This is a genomic window from Flavobacterium xizangense (assembly GCF_054075145.1).
In genome coordinates, this window is sequence record NZ_JBSIPG010000002.1 from 620,437 (window position 1) to 636,019 (window position 15,583).

Below are 15,583 nucleotides of genomic sequence, written 5' to 3' on the forward strand. Positions count from 1 at the left end.
TTATTATGAAAGAACTGGATTTATTAAAAAAAGACTGGAAAAAGAACTCGGATTCTTTTGAACAAATTTCTGAAAAAGAAATCTACAAAATGATTCACAAAAAGTCATCTTCAATTGTGAAGTGGATTTTGATTATCAGTATTTTGGAAGTATGCTTTTGGACTTTCTCAAACTTATTCATCAATACCGATGATTTATTACAAAAAATGAATCATCCAGAGATTGTCCTAGCCATGGAAATACTTACCTATTTTAACTACGTAGTTGTTCTGGTTTTTATCGTTATTTTTTATAAAAACTATAAAACAATCTCAACTACAGTAGCGACTAAATCACTCATGGGTGCGATTTTAAGAACTCGAAAAACAGTTCAGTATTATGTGTGGTATAATCTTGGAATGCTAGTTTTAATAACTATTTTAAGTTACTTTATTGCTTTTGTTTACAATCCAGACATGGCGTTTTTTAGAGAACAACTTGCCGAAAGCGGGAAAACAATGTTTTTTACTGTCGGAATTTTATTTCTGATAATATTAGGGATATTAGGATTATTCTGGTGCATTTACAGATTGCTATACGGAACTTTACTACGCAGATTGTATGCGAATTATAAAGAGTTGAAGAAAATTGATTTCTAAGGCTATAAGACGCTAAGACACTAAGGTTCTAAGGTTTGAAAACTTGATCCCACAGCCTCGGGAGAAACCTGAAACAATCTAAAATCTAAAATTTCTAGTATTCCCACTGTCTTAATCTGTTAAGTTCTTCTTGTGCTTTGATTTCTTCAGCTGGAATAACTTTTAAGAATGATGGATGTTGTTCGATTGCGTATTCTACTTTTTCTACAATTTCTTCGATTGTATCATTTTCATAATCAATATCAAGAGGTTCTTTGATGATGAAAGACTGCAGAATTCCTTTTTTCTTCATCCGAAGACCTTTTTTATCAAATGATCGGCGGAAACCATCAATAACAATAGGAATTACAATTGGTTTATGCTGTTTTATAATATGTGCAGTTCCTTTACGAACAGGCTTAAAAGACTTTGTAGTTCCTTGCGGAAAAGTAATTACCCAGCCGTCTTCAAGTGCAATTCTGATATTTTCAGTATCGTTTGGATTCACATCTCTCTTCTCAGTAACATCTACACCTTTTGAGCGCCAGGTTCTTTCAACCGTAATTGCTCCAACATAAGCAAGAATTCTTGGCAACAAACCTGCTTGCATTGTTTCTTTTGCAGCGACATAATAAATATTCATTTTTGGCTGCCATAAATATCCTATGTTCTTAATAGTATCTTGACGTCCGCTTAAACTTGCGTTAAAGACATGAAACATTGCCACAACATCGGCAAAATAAGTTTGATGATTGGAAATAAACAGCACATTTGCATCAGGCAATGTTTTAATAATTTCAGATCCTTCAATCTGTAATTCATTAAATCCTCTGTATCTGCGGTGCGTCATAGCTCCTAAGACACGGATTAACCATTTCTTGATGAATAAAATATGTCCAAAAGGATTTCGTTTAAACAATCCCATAGCTGTTTAATATATTTTTTTGTTAGTTCGCAAACATACAAAAATTATTCTTTTAGCAATACTATAAAGCAATTTCGGAAATAAATAGTTATAATAATGAATATCAAATCGTTAATTTTTCATTTTTACAAATTTTCGCCTAAAACACTTTTCAGAACGTCTCTCAGCTCACTTAATATCATCGCTGTCGCGCCCCAAACAACATGATTTTGAATACCAAAAGCAGGAACCAAGGCATTTATTGCATAAGAAGTTGACAATGTGGCTTCAATAATAATTTCATCGTTTAGAAAAACAGACAAAGGCAATTCAATAATATCCGCAACTTCCCGAATATCGGGATAAAATGAAAGCTCTTCTTTTGCAATTCCCATATAAGGATGAACTAAAAAATTACTCGGCGGAATGTACATGGGGGTGAAATGTTTTACAACTTCTATTTTTTCAGGAAGAACACCAATTTCTTCATTGGTTTCCCTGAGAGCGGTATCTTTAAAATCAAAATCTGAAATTTCATACTTGCCACCCGGGAATGCAATTTGTGAAGAATGGACTCCATTGTAAGCATTTCGAACGATCAAAACTAAATGCGTTTCTCCGTTTTTAGGATAAAACAACATCATAACAGCAGCAATTCTTGGATTTTTGGCGCTTAAATCAAGATTTTTAAGCTCTTGCATACGTTCTTCGGGCGCCATTTTTATGTGCGATGTCGTCGCTGGCAGTTCAACAGGAATTAAATTAGGAACATATTGCAAAAAATCTTGAAAATCCATATTCAAAGTTTATTTTTGTACTTTCAAATAAAATATAAATATACTCTAGAAAATGCGGTTCTACAAATTTTCTAAGACAAAGCCATAAATAATGTACAGCAGAGAAGAATCACAACGAATAAAAAGAGAATTTTGGGTAGCTTTTGCAGAAAAGTATCCGAGAAAATGGGTCCTTTATGATACAAAAATCAAAGACTTCTCTTTTAAGTTTTTTGTAGATAATAAAAAAGCACAAGTTTTAATTGATATTGAACACCGAAGCGATGAAAAACGAACTGCCTATTTTGAAAAAATTGAAGCACTAAAAAATATTCTGGAAGAAGAATTTATCAAAGATTTGGTTTTCGAAAAAAATTACACGCTGGAAAGCGGCAAAACCATCAGCCGAATCTGGGTTGAAAAACAAGGAGTTGGCTTCAGCAACCGAAATAATTGGGACACCATTTTTGATTTCTTCAATGAAAATATGCACGCTCTGGAAATGTTTTATTTGGAATATGATGAGTTTATTAAGGATATTGAAAACTAAGGTTCTAGTAAGGTACTAAGTTTCTAAGGTACTAAGTATAGGAAACCCGACAGGTTTTTAAAATCTGTCGGGTTTATTATTTAATTTAAGTTCAAAAAACTTAGTACCTCAGTATGTCAAACCTTAGTACCTTAAAATCTAATTACACACTAAAAATATTATAAACTATAATATGATCGTCATAATTGATATAAAGCTGTTTACGGAAATCTTGTTTTTTTCGGGTAATGATTGAAAGTTTGCATTCTTTCCCGTCATTGTCTTTACACATGAAAGAATATACAATATCAGTGTCATTTTCCTCTCTTTCGATATAATCCAAAATATTGAAAAGCTGAATTTCTTGAGAATAAACTACAATTCTGTGTTTATTAGTATCTAAAACAACACTCAAGTTCACCAAATCCAGGTTAGACCATTCGCCCCACTTTCCTTTTTGATTTTTCTCTAAAACACTAAAACCAGATGTCTTAAAATTATACGACTGACTTTGAGCTTCTTGCAGTCCAAAACCAAAAAACAATAGCAATATAGAGATGCGAATAAAATTCATGAAATATTTCTTACAGGTAATTAAAATTCAAATTTAGACTTTTCTTTGGACGCAGCATCAAATTCGGTTATCATTTGCTGCATAATTTGCTCAACAGGCAAGATTTCATGAATAAGTCCTGCAATTTGTCCAATTTCAAGCTCACCTTCTTCAAGATCTCCTTCAAACATTCCTTTTTTGGCTCTGGCTCTTCCCAAAAGCTGAACCAAATCTTCTTTAGATGGACATTTCTCATATAAGGCCTGAACATCATGATAAAATTTATTTTTTACCAATCGCACAGGAGCTAATTCTTTCAAAGTCAAATGAGTATCACCTTCTTTAATATTAACTATAGTTTCTTTAAAATTATTGTGAGCAGAAGATTCAAATGATGCTGCAAAACGGCTCCCTACCTGAACACCATCGGCACCAAGAATCATCGCTGCTAACATTCCTCTTCCTGTTGCAATTCCCCCAGCTGCGATTAAAGGAATTGATATTTTTTCCTTTACCATAGGAATCAAAGTCAGCGTTGTAGTTTCCTCACGCCCGTTATGTCCACCGGCTTCAAAACCTTCAGCGACAACAGCATCAACACCGGCAGCTTGAGCTTTTAAGGCAAAAGCGCCGCTGCTCACCACATGAACAACTGTAATTCCTTTTTCTTTTAAAAACGAAGTCCATGTTTTAGGATTTCCAGCCGAAGTAAAAACAATTTTTACTCCTTCTTCCACAACTATATTCATGATTTCTTCAATGTTAGGATATAACATCGGGATATTGACTCCAAAAGGTTTATCGGTTGCTTTTTTGCATTTCTGAATATGTTCTCTTAAAACTTCCGGATACATTGATCCAGCGCCAATAAGCCCTAAACCTCCGGAATTACTTACCGCAGAAGCTAATTTATAACCGCTGTTCCAAATCATTCCACCTTGTATTATTGGATATTTTATATTAAAAATCTGCGTAATTTTATTCATGCAATATGCTGTTATTGTTTGATTATCTTTCCTGTTTTATGTAAACCATCGGCATCAAAAGTATAAAAATAAAGACCGCTGTTTAATGTTTCTACAGAAAGAAATGGATTTTGATTTGTAATTTGTTTTTCAATTACTTTTTGGCCCAAAACCGAAAAAATTGCCACTGAAGCGCTGTAATTTTCCTCCGGAAAAGAAAACGAAATTACTGTTTTTGCTGGATTCGGAAATACTGAAAAAGTCGAATTTATGACAAAATCGTTAGTCCCTAAATTAGCGCCAAAATTTGGAATTCCGTAACCGTAATTAAAATTTGGAGCTGTATAACGATCCGATGATTCTAAAATCATTTGTCTGATTTCTTTGTTTGTTTTTGTTGGAAACGCCTGCCAAAGACACGCAACCATTCCTGCCATAACCGGACATGAAAAAGAGGTTCCGTTTGCAGTGCCAATATTTCCAGAAGCATCCGAAACTGCTGTTGCACTTCCTTGCGCCATAATATCTGGTTTTACCCGATTGTCAAAACTTGGTCCAATAGAACTGAAATCAGATTTTACTTTTGCTGAAGTAACTGAACCAATAGCAAGCACAGAAACTGCATCGGCAGGAGCACCAATATGCGGTTCGGGAGTTCTTCCTTCGTTTCCTGCTGAAGCCAATACAATCATTCCTTTGCTGAAGGCGATTTCTGCTCCTCTTGAAATAAAAGTTGTACTACCATTCATATCACTGTATGTATGACTTTCACCAGCTTTATCAAATTCAAAATAACCTAAAGAAGTTGTAATAATATCAACTCCCAGACTGTCTGCTCTTTCTGCAGCTTCAACCCAAAGCGATTCTTCAATCGGATTTTCTGAAGCATCATTTTCAGTTATAAATAAATAGTAGGAAGCATTTGGTGCTGTGCCAACTAAAGAATTCTCTTTATAGCCGCCCATTGTCGAAAGCACTAAAGTTCCATGATCATCGCCGCTATAAAAATTGGTATTTCTGTTAACAAAATCGTATCCGCCTAAAATTCTATTGTTTGTTTGAAGATTCTGAAAAGGCTGAGCTGTATTCACACCAGGAAAACCAGCATCTAAAACTGCAATAATTTTTCCTGATCCGGTGTAATTTTGTTTATGCAGAGCTTGTCCATTAAGCATTTGGACTTGATTTGTAGAATTTCCATACGCATAATCAATAGTTGTTTTAAGCTTATTGTTTGTCTCTACAGTTCTGTTTTCATTAACTTTTTTAGCTGTATTCAGCGTTTTATTTGTAAAAACTACTTTATCAACAAATGATAATGATTTTAGCGCCGAAACATTAGTTTGAGTTCCTCTTACATGAAGCGCATTCAGCCATTTTGATTTAGCCAAAATTGTAATTCCTGTGCTCAATTTTATTTGGGATATATAACTTTTCTCAACAGGAACATCGGTCATATCTAATGCAATATTCTGAGCTGTTCTTCGAGTTAAAGAACGCTGTGTCAGCATATCAGAAGGTTTTTCTAAAAAGGATTGCGAACTCGGTTTATCTTTAAAATAAACCCACGCATCTTCCTGCGAAAAAATAGCAGAAGAAAAAAGCAACAATAAAAAAGCGAAACAGTATTTCATAGCTTACTTTTTAAAAAGGGTAAATCCCTGTAAAAAAGTATAAAGCTAAGAAATTACTCCCGAACCAACTAATTCATTATCTAAATACCATGCAACAAATTGGCCTTCAGTAATGGCAGATTGAGGTTCATCAAAACGAACATACATTCCGTCTTCAAATTGATACAAAATAGCTTTTTGCAAAGGCTGACGATAACGGATTCTTGCCATTACTTCTTTTGTTTCACCTGGTTTTAAAGTCATGTCTTCTCTAACCCAGTGAATTTCAGAATTTCCAACAAATAAAGCTTTTTTGAACAAACCAGGATGATTACTAGATAAACCGGTGTAAATCGTGTTTGTATCAACATCAGTCGCAATCACAAACAGGGGATCTGTAGTTCCTCCAACATTTAATCCTTTTCTTTGTCCTACAGTAAAATAATGAGCTCCTTGATGTTTTCCAACTACTTTACCCATTGTTGGCAGATAATTCAGCTTTCTGGATTCAGTTTTTAATTGTTTTTCTAAGGATAATCCAGAAATATCTTCAACTTCATAAATTGGATCATTTTTATCAATCTGAACAATTTTACCTTCTTTTGGCTGCAATTTCTGTTGCAAAAATTCAGGTAACCGCACTTTTCCGATAAAGCATAAACCTTGAGAATCTTTCTTTTCAGCTGTTACCAATTCCATTTCAGCAGCAATTTCTCGTACTTCTGGTTTGGTCAAAGCACCAATTGGGAATAATGCTTTTGATAATTGTTCCTGTGACAATTGGCACAAAAAATAAGATTGATCCTTATTAATGTCATGTCCTGCAATTAATTGATAAACAGGTTTTCCATCAACTTCGATTTCATTTTTTTGGCAATAATGTCCCGTTGCAACATAATCGGCACCAAGACTTAAGGCAATTTTCATGAAAACATCAAATTTGATTTCGCGGTTACAAAGCACGTCAGGATTTGGAGTTCTTCCTTTTTCGTATTCGTTGAACATATAATCAACGATTTTTTCTTTGTATTCCTCACTCAAATCGACAGTCTGAAACGGTATTCCAAGTTTTTCTGCTACTAATAAAGCATCATTACTATCTTCTAACCAAGGACATTCGTTAGAAATAGTAACCGAATCATCATGCCAGTTTTTCATAAAAAGGCCAATAACTTCGTATCCTTGTTGCTGCAATAAATAAGCGGCAACACTAGAATCTACTCCACCAGAAAGTCCAACAACTACACGTTTCATTCTAAATCGTTTATATTTTTACAAGGGTGCAAAGATAAGCCAAATAATAGAAAATTATAGTCGTTTTGATTAGTTTATATAATCCCGCAGTAGACAAAACCTATCGTTTTTTTTAATTACTTTTAATAATCAATAAAAATGTCATGCAAAAAATTGTTTTCAGCTTAATTTTTCTCCTTTTGACAGCATCTTTGTGTGCTCAGCGATTCCGTGCTTCATTGCCTGATTATGAGGCTTACAAGGCTTTTAAAGGCAAACCGTTGTCTGATAAATTCTCCAATATTGAGTCTGTTAAAATTGTTTACGATTTGAGGCAGAAAAAAATGTACTACTTTAACAGCCAGCTTATTTCACATCATTATCAATTTGCAACTGAGTATCTGGGTTATGACAAAGATATCGATGTATTTAATAATGAAAATTACAGCGATAGTGAAAAAGAGAGAGACTATTTGCTTGGGAATTTAAATCACATTAAAGGAACAGAAAAATGGATCTTTGAGCTTGCAGCTTCAGATCATATGAAAGTGTCTCAAATCGAATGGTTTTATAATCAGGTAAAAAATAGTTCTTTTATTGGCGACAATCTTAAATTTTATTTGAATGATCCTGAGAAAATAGCATTATTCCAAGAAGGAAAATTTAAAATTCCTTGTGTAAAATCAGATTATATTTTTAATGAAATTACCTACCAGCAAGTTGCCGGTGGCTCTGCAATTGGCATCCTCAAACAATACAAAATAAAGGATTTAGAGAAAACAAAACCCAATCCAGATGAAATTATTATCCTTGACGGAACTCCAAATATATTACCAGAAGCGAAAGGTATAATTGTAAACGAACTTCAAACTCCGCTGAGTCATTTAGTACTTTTGGGCAAAAACCGAAAAATCCCCATAATGGCTTATAAAAACATCAACAAAGACAATAATATCAAAAGACTACTTTCTAAAAAAGTAGAATTTAAAACCGAAATTGATACTTTTTATCTGAAAGAAACAACAAAAAAAATCACTCGAAAAAATGCTTCAAAAAAGAAAATACTAACTCTAGACAATTCTGTAACTGAAATAATTGACCTCTCTTCTATTCCCAAAAAAGGAGTAAATTATATTGGTTCCAAAGCACAAAACATGGCCTATTTAATTGCGATCTCCAAAGATATTCCTTTTAAAACTCCTGAAAATGCTCATGCCATCCCTTTTTATTATTATACAAAACATATTCAGAAATCTTCTATTTCTGTTTTAATAACTGAGTTGCTGAACTATCCAAAAAAAGATTCAACTGGCTGGATAAATAAAAAGCTAAAAGAAATTCGGGAAGCTATTAAAACAGAAAAAATTGATCCGGAGTTGATTGCAAAACTAAATGAGACTTTTAAAAATGCCTCTTTCAAAAACTTCAGATTCAGATCATCAACAAATGCCGAAGATTTGGATGATTTTAATGGCGCCGGATTGTATGATTCTAAAACGGGAATTTTAGGCGACAGTATAAAAAGTTTCGAAAAAGCAATCAAACAAGTTTGGGCGAGTGTATGGAACGAAGCATCTTATAATGAAAGAGAACTTTTTGGAATCGATCAGTACCAAATTGCGATGGGAGTTTTAGTCCATCGTTCTTTTCCTGAAGAAATTGCCAATGGAGTCGTAATTACAAAAAATATATTTAGAAGGAACTTTCCAGGATTTACGGTCAATGTTCAAAAGGGCGAAAATTCAGTAGTAAAACCCGAAAAAGGAGAAATTTGTGAACAATTTACGGCCTATCATATCAACGAAGGAAACGATGATGAAGATTTTGAAATTGATTACACCTCTAATTCAAATTTAAACAATAACGAGCCATTACTAACACGAAAAGAAATGAACCTGCTTTATACTGTGAGTAAAACAATCGAATCTAAAATGTACCGTTATTGGCGCAAAAATCAATTTCATCCTGTAGATATCGAGTTTAAAATTGTGGGCAAAAACAGGGATTTATACATCAAACAAGTCCGCCCTTTTAACGATTAATCAATAAAAGACCTGAAGATCAATTTCATTAGAAACGCCGTTTACGAGAACTATTTTGAATTCAAAATCGGTTATATTGATTTTTTTTTCGACAACTTTTCGAATGTTTTTATGATCTAAAGAAAAACCGTTTTCCAGCGGAATTTTCACATCGATTGTGTTCAAATATTTTGAAGCTTTTTTGTTGACAATAATTGATGCAGCAACATAAAATCCAATAATAATGATTTGAAAAAATAGCAAAATTTCTATTTTTTCAAAAGGATACATGATATCTAAAATAGAAAGCGTAATTGTTGCAAAAAGAAAGATGATTGCATTTACGGTAAAAGATTGTGTTCTAAATCGTAAAATGGAAAAAATGGCAAACAAACCAAACCCAATCCCAACTCCAATTTCAATTTTGGTAAACAAATAACAAAGTGAAAAGGTACAAAGTCCCACAATTACCATCAATGGATTTATGGTTTCATTGTCTTTTCTGTTGGAGAAAAAATACAAAACCAAAATTGAAAAAAACAACAAAAAAAATCTGCCTATTAGTTCGTTTAAATCCATTTTTTTTTAAAAGTGTTAGTCAACCAAATTTAAAAAAAGTTTGCCACGAATTCATGAATTAATTTTAGAATAAAAAATTCGCGAATTTGTGGCAAAAAAAATCTTTTATAAAGTAGATATATTATTCCATTTTAGGCTTAGAGTCAGCTTGATAATTGCTTTTTGGGTCGCTCATATTTACTTCTTTCGTTAATTTTCCTTTTAAGTAAAACTGCCATCTCCCGACTTTTTTTCCATTCAGAAATTTTCCTTTAGAAGCCATTACACCATCTGAATCATAAAAAATCGCCTCACCATTATAAACATTATTTTTGTAAGTCGACTGCTCTAACAAAATTGCATTTTGTCCATACTTTTTATAAATTCCTTCTTTTGAACCATTTTTATAAATCATTTCTTCGGCGATTTTACCGTCAGGATAATATACAGAACGCGTTCCTTCAAGCTTTCCGTTTTTGTAATTTTCAAGTGTCATAACCACTTTTGAAGCCTTATGATAATATTTCCATTCTCCTTCTCTGGCTTTTCCTATCTCTTTTCCTTCACTCACTTTATTTTTATTCTGATCGTAAAAAATCGTGTAAGAACTACCGTCATTTGCTGTAAAATCGCGCGTTGCAATTACGTCCCCTTTTTTTGTATCATCAAAAAACTTAAAAATCCCTGTTTCTTTTCCGTGATTGAAAGTTCCCTCGTAACGAGGACGTTTCGAAAGTTCATAAGTTCCTTTCCAAACTCCGTCTTTTTTACCATCAGAATCGACTTTATTAACGTCCTGTGCAAAAGCTGCAGTACTTATTAAAAATAAAATCCAAAATTTTTTCATAATTCGTTTTTCTTTATAACAACAAAAATTCAGTTTTAGTATCGCAAAAGTATGACCAATTTTACTTTTATCCTGATTTTTAAAGTCTTAAATATTGCTTTAATTTTTGTTTAATTTTTCTAAAACAAAATAAAAACCAACAAACGTTAAAAAAGCAACAAAACAAATACAACAAACTAACATACAACACATTACCCCATTAAACAAAAAGATTAAATATATATTAATTTTAATAATTGTTTAATTTTTACTAAAAAAAGCTAAACAAAAATATTTAACTTAGCAGTACAAACGAAAAAAACAATATTATGAAAACAATTAAATTTAAATTAATTGCTCTTATAGCGTTAATTACTTTCGTCACTGTTTCCTGCAACAATGATGACGATTCAAGTCAAAATCCCCAAACAATTGTATCAATTGCGCAAGCAAATCCAAATTTAAGTTCTCTGGTAACTGCTTTACGAAAAGCAGACTTAGCCACAACCTTGAAATCTTCAGGCACGTTTACAGTATTTGCTCCCACAAATGCCGCTTTTAGTGCTTTTCTAACTGCAAATGGTTATGCTGATCTGAATGCCGTGCCAGTACCCGTACTTAAAGAATTATTATTAAATCATGTTTTAAATACCAAGGTAAAATCAAGCGAAATCACAACAGGTTATGTCAAAACATTAGCTAAAGGAACTGCATCAACTACAAACACTATAAGTATGTATCTTGAAAAAAATTCTGGCGTTGATATTAACGGAGGAAAAACAAATGGTGGAGCAACGGTGACAATTGCTGATATCCCTGCTTCTAATGGTATTATTCATGTTGTAGATGGCGTAATAGGCCTGCCAACTATTGTAAATCATGCAATAGCAAATAAAAATTTTACTACACTTGTTGCTGCCTTAACCTACAATCCATCATCTGGGTTTGCAGGAGTTTTATCTGGCACAGCTAGTTCGCCATTTACCGTTTTTGCTCCAACAAATACTGCTTTTTCAAGCTTTTTGACTGAAACCGGATATTCTGGGCTTGCTGCCATTCCAGCTAACGTCTTAGAAACAACTTTAAAATATCATGTGGTTACCGGTGCAAATGTGCTTTCTACTGCGTTAACAAACGGACAGGTAGTAAATACTTTTGCAGGACAAAATTTTACAATTGGTTTGACTGGCGGAGCAAAAATTACAGATGCAAATGGAAGGGTAAGCACTATTACCGCAACAGATGTACAATGTTCAAATGGCGTTATTCATGTCATTGACAAGGTTTTATTACCTAAATTTTAAACATAAAAAAACCGTCTCATTAAAAAACGAGACGGTTTTTTTTCAATTTTAAATATTATTTCTTTTTATTCGCTTTTGCTGCTTCCTGCTGTTCCATAACTTCCTGAAGACGTTGTTGAAATTTGCTAGGCTTTTTAGGTTCTTTTTGTTTGTTTTCCTGAATCTGAGCGTGAATTTTATCACTATCCACAATATAATTCTTGATTACAAACATAATCCCAATTGTAATTAAGTTTGAAATAAAGTTATACAAACTTAAACCTGCACCGTAATTATTGAAGAAAAGCAACATCATTAATGGCGAAACATAAATCATGATTTTCATCATCTTAGCCATATCCGGCATTCCTTCTTGCTGAGGCGCAGCCATTTGCTGATCTCCAGAAGTCATTTTCATATAGAAGAAAATTGCAACCGCTGCCAAGATTGGGAATAAACTAATATGATCTCCATAAACTGGTATTGTAAATGGTAATTTTACAACCGCATCAAATGATGATAAATCGTCTGCCCAAAGGAAACCTTTTTGTCTTAACTCAAAAGCAGCTGGGAAAAACTGGAACGATGCATACATAAAAGGAAGCTGAATCAATGCCGGAATACATCCTGCCATTGGGTTTACTCCTGCTTTGTTGTACAGTTTCATTGTTTCCTGCTGTTTTTTCATTGGGTCTTTTTTGTATTTTTCTCCCAACTCTGTAATATCAGGTCTTAAAACTTTCATTTTAGCCTGAGACAAGAATGATTTATAGGTAATTGGCGACATAGCCAATTTAATAATAATGGTAAAGATGATAATCGCAATACCTAATGACAACCCGATTGTTGAACTTAAGAATCCGAATAATGGAATAAAAATCCATTTGTTGATCCATCCAAAAATTCCCCATCCCAATGGAATAATTTTTTCGAAATTTTTGTCGTAAGCTTTTAAAGTTTTATAATCTGCCGGACCAAAATACAAACTCATTTTATAGTCAACTTCTCCATTTGAGAATGCTAAAGGCAAATTAGCTCTGAATTGTTTTGTAAAAACAGTATCAATTTTTTCGTCTTTAACTAAGTTATCTGATTGCAATTTTGAAGTTTCAAAAGGCTTTTCAGTTGCTAAAATTGTCGTGAAGAAATGCTGTTTAAAAGCAACAAAACTTACTTTTTCAGGAGTTTCCTCTTTTCCTTCCCCATTACCATTTACATTACTGTATTTTGATTCCTCGTATTTGTAATCAATCTGAGAGAAACGTCCTTCATATGAAATACTTTTCTCGTTTCTGTATGTTTTTAAATCCCATTGTAAATCCAATGGTTTAGAAGAATTTAAAACTTTATTCAATCCTTGAGAACGAACGTCAAAACCAACTAAATAATCATTTGGTTTTAAAACATATTTGTACTCTAAAAATTCATTAGCCCCTGCTTTCAAACGCATAGTCAAAACTTGGTCTGCACCAATTTTTTCTAATGTTGGTTCAAAATACAAATCTTTAGAATTCAAAGTTCTGTTGTCAGCAGTCTGTAACTGAATATTTAAGTTTGAATTATTATCTTTAATTAGCTCAACTAACTGTTTGGAACCTTTTTTAAATTTTTCGAATTCTTTTAAAGTTGCTTCAACAATGTAACCACCTTTATTAGCAATTTTAAGTTTAATCTTTTCGTTTTCGATAGTTGTAAAAGATTCTTTAGCAGAAGGAAGCGTTGCAGAATAAGCAAAACCACCTAAAGTTTTTTGCAATTGCGCTAATTGAACGGTATCACCAGGTGTCGCAGCCGTTACTGGTGCAACAACAGTTTTAGCTTTATCAGCTTTTGCCTGAGCTTCCTGTTTAGCAACTAATTCTTTCTTGGCTTTTTCAGCAGCAATTTCCTTCTCAGAAGGTTGATTTTGGTACATAATCCAAATCAAAATTCCAAATATCAATACAAAACCAATGATTGAATTAAGGTCTAATTTTTTTTCTTCCATTATTAATTAAAAAAGTTATTCGTTTGAGGCTATTAGTATTCGTTTAATTTAAAAGTTACAGTCCCTTAGAATATAATTATTATTTTTTATGCGCATTTACAGCAGCTGCCACAAAGTTTACAAAAATAGGGTGCGGATTTGCAACTGTACTTTTATATTCCGGATGGTATTGTACACCAATGAAGAACGGGTGATTTTCAAGCTCTACAATTTCTACTAAACCTGTATCAGGATTAACTCCAGAAGCTTTTAAACCAGCCTTTTGTAATTCATCAGCATATTTATTGTTATACTCATAACGATGGCGATGACGCTCAGAAATTGTTTTCTGTCCGTAAATTTTATGTGCCAAAGTGTTTGGTTTAATATCACATTTCCAAGCACCAAGACGCATTGTTCCTCCTTTATCAGTAATTGTTTTTTGTTCTTCCATTAAATTCACAACCGGATGAGGCGTTTTATCGTTCATCTCAGTAGAATTCGCTTCTGCGTAACCTAAAATATTTCTGGAATATTCAATAACAGACATCTGCATTCCTAAACAAATTCCGAAGAAAGGAATATTGTTTTCACGAACATAACGAACTGCTTCGATTTTTCCTTCAATACCTCTTTCTCCAAAACCTGGAGCAACTAAAACTCCGTCAAGAGTTCCTAATTTTTCTTCAACATTATCCGCATTTATATGCTCTGAATGGATAGAAATTACATTTACTTTAGTTTCATTTGCAGCACCCGCATGAATGAACGCTTCTAAAATAGATTTGTAACAATCCTGCATTTCTACGTATTTTCCAACTAAACCAATGTTAACGGTATGTTTTGGACTTTTTAATCTACGTAAGAAAGTATTCCAGTTTTTAAGATCCGGAGATGCTTTTTTAGGCAAATCTAATTTCTTTAAAGCTACAACATCTAATCCCTCTTCAAGCATTAAATTTGGAACTTCATATATTGTTGAAGCATCAATTGACTGAATAACCGCTTCCTTTTTAACATTACAAAATAAAGCTAGTTTTTGACGTAATTCCTGAGATAATTCATGCTCAGTTCTACAAACCAAAATATCAGCTTTGATTCCACTTTCCATTAACGTTTTAACAGAGTGCTGTGTTGGTTTTGTTTTCAACTCACCAGCAGCGGCCAAATAAGGAACTAATGTTAAATGAATAACAATTCCGTTATTTTCACCTAATTCCCAAACTAACTGACGAACAGATTCAATATAAGGTAATGATTCAATATCCCCAACAGTACCACCGATTTCAGTAATTACAATATCATAGTCGCCAGATTTACCTAGCAATTGCATTCTGTCTTTGATTTCGTTAGTAATGTGAGGAACAACCTGAACTGTTTTTCCTAAAAATTCTCCTCTTCTTTCCTTCTCAATAACCGAAAGATAAACTCTTCCTGTAGTAACGTTATTTGCCTGAGAAGTAGGAACATTCAAGAAACGCTCGTAGTGACCTAAATCTAAGTCTGTTTCAGCTCCATCATCTGTTACATAACATTCTCCGTGTTCATATGGGTTTAGTGTCCCCGGGTCAACGTTAATGTAAGGATCAAATTTCTGAATAGTTGTACGGTATCCTCTTCCTTGTAACAATTTTGCCAAAGATGCCGCAATAATACCTTTTCCTAATGAAGAGGTCACACCTCCTGTAACAAAAATATATTTTGTTTGATTCATTCTGTTGTTGTTTGTAAGTAGTTGT

General features: G+C 33.2%; 14 protein-coding genes. 4 read left to right on the top strand and 10 right to left on the bottom strand.

From position 1 onward, the window contains the following. Positions 1-5: 5 nt before the first annotated feature. The gene (locus tag ACWA1B_RS08335) at positions 6-638 is read left to right on the top strand and encodes a hypothetical protein (RefSeq protein ID WP_456905842.1); all 633 of its coding nucleotides are present in this window, start codon (positions 6-8) and stop codon (positions 636-638) included. A 94-nt stretch (positions 639-732) separates the two neighbouring features. Here the strand turns inward: ACWA1B_RS08335 and ACWA1B_RS08340 are convergent, their stop codons facing one another. Then, the gene (locus ACWA1B_RS08340; protein ID WP_456905844.1) at positions 733-1,542 is read right to left on the bottom strand and encodes a lysophospholipid acyltransferase family protein; all 810 of its coding nucleotides are present in this window, start codon (positions 1,540-1,542) and stop codon (positions 733-735) included. Positions 1,543-1,667: 125 nt separating this feature from the next. Next, positions 1,668-2,318, bottom strand: a complete 651-nt coding sequence (locus ACWA1B_RS08345; protein WP_456905846.1) for an NUDIX hydrolase — start codon at positions 2,316-2,318, stop codon at positions 1,668-1,670. A 91-nt stretch (positions 2,319-2,409) separates the two neighbouring features. Here ACWA1B_RS08345 and ACWA1B_RS08350 point away from each other — a divergent pair, with 91 nt between their 5' ends. Then, positions 2,410-2,847, top strand: coding sequence for a DUF4268 domain-containing protein (locus ACWA1B_RS08350; protein WP_456905848.1), 438 nt, complete (start codon positions 2,410-2,412; stop codon positions 2,845-2,847). Positions 2,848-2,989: 142 nt separating this feature from the next. Here the strand turns inward: ACWA1B_RS08350 and ACWA1B_RS08355 are convergent, their stop codons facing one another. From ACWA1B_RS08355 to mnmA, 4 genes are read right to left on the bottom strand one after another with little or no spacing between them, the layout of a single operon-like run. Beyond that, positions 2,990-3,400 carry a hypothetical protein gene (locus ACWA1B_RS08355; RefSeq protein WP_035648834.1) on the bottom strand — a complete coding sequence of 137 codons (411 nt, stop codon included), beginning with the start codon at positions 3,398-3,400 and terminating at the stop codon, positions 2,990-2,992. 20 nt (positions 3,401-3,420) lie between these two features. Next, positions 3,421-4,365, bottom strand: coding sequence for an NAD(P)H-dependent flavin oxidoreductase (locus ACWA1B_RS08360; protein WP_456905850.1), 945 nt, complete (start codon positions 4,363-4,365; stop codon positions 3,421-3,423). A gap of 11 nt (positions 4,366-4,376) precedes the next feature. Next, on the bottom strand, positions 4,377-5,978 hold the full coding sequence (locus ACWA1B_RS08365; RefSeq protein WP_456905852.1) for a S8 family serine peptidase: 1,602 nt from the start codon (positions 5,976-5,978) through the stop codon (positions 4,377-4,379). A gap of 45 nt (positions 5,979-6,023) precedes the next feature. Continuing rightward, entirely contained in the window at positions 6,024-7,211 is a 1,188-nt protein-coding gene (gene mnmA / locus ACWA1B_RS08370) for a tRNA 2-thiouridine(34) synthase MnmA (RefSeq protein ID WP_456905854.1), read from the bottom strand. 179 nt (positions 7,212-7,390) lie between these two features. On the opposite strand from mnmA, the gene ACWA1B_RS08375 reads away from it, so the two are divergent. Further along, positions 7,391-9,232 carry a PEP/pyruvate-binding domain-containing protein gene (locus ACWA1B_RS08375; RefSeq protein ID WP_456905858.1) on the top strand — a complete coding sequence of 614 codons (1,842 nt, stop codon included), beginning with the start codon at positions 7,391-7,393 and terminating at the stop codon, positions 9,230-9,232. Here ACWA1B_RS08375 and ACWA1B_RS08380 read toward each other — a convergent pair whose 3' ends face one another. Then, positions 9,233-9,790: a DUF4956 domain-containing protein gene (locus tag ACWA1B_RS08380; RefSeq protein WP_456905860.1), complete on the bottom strand. Its 558-nt coding sequence runs from the start codon at positions 9,788-9,790 to the stop codon at positions 9,233-9,235. A gap of 121 nt (positions 9,791-9,911) precedes the next feature. Further along, on the bottom strand, positions 9,912-10,616 hold the full coding sequence (locus tag ACWA1B_RS08385; protein ID WP_456905862.1) for a toxin-antitoxin system YwqK family antitoxin: 705 nt from the start codon (positions 10,614-10,616) through the stop codon (positions 9,912-9,914). 308 nt (positions 10,617-10,924) lie between these two features. Between ACWA1B_RS08385 and ACWA1B_RS08390 the strand changes: the two genes are divergently transcribed. Further along, complete coding sequence (locus ACWA1B_RS08390) at positions 10,925-11,899, top strand: fasciclin domain-containing protein (RefSeq protein WP_456905864.1); 975 nt, start codon at positions 10,925-10,927, stop codon at positions 11,897-11,899. A 55-nt stretch (positions 11,900-11,954) separates the two neighbouring features. On the opposite strand, the gene yidC is transcribed toward ACWA1B_RS08390, so the two are convergent. Both yidC and ACWA1B_RS08400 read right to left on the bottom strand, forming a co-directional pair. Further along, the gene (gene yidC, locus ACWA1B_RS08395) at positions 11,955-13,865 is read right to left on the bottom strand and encodes a membrane protein insertase YidC (RefSeq protein ID WP_456905866.1); all 1,911 of its coding nucleotides are present in this window, start codon (positions 13,863-13,865) and stop codon (positions 11,955-11,957) included. A 79-nt stretch (positions 13,866-13,944) separates the two neighbouring features. Beyond that, positions 13,945-15,558, bottom strand: a complete 1,614-nt coding sequence (locus ACWA1B_RS08400; protein WP_035648853.1) for a CTP synthase — start codon at positions 15,556-15,558, stop codon at positions 13,945-13,947. Between the last annotated feature and the right edge of the window lie 25 nt (positions 15,559-15,583).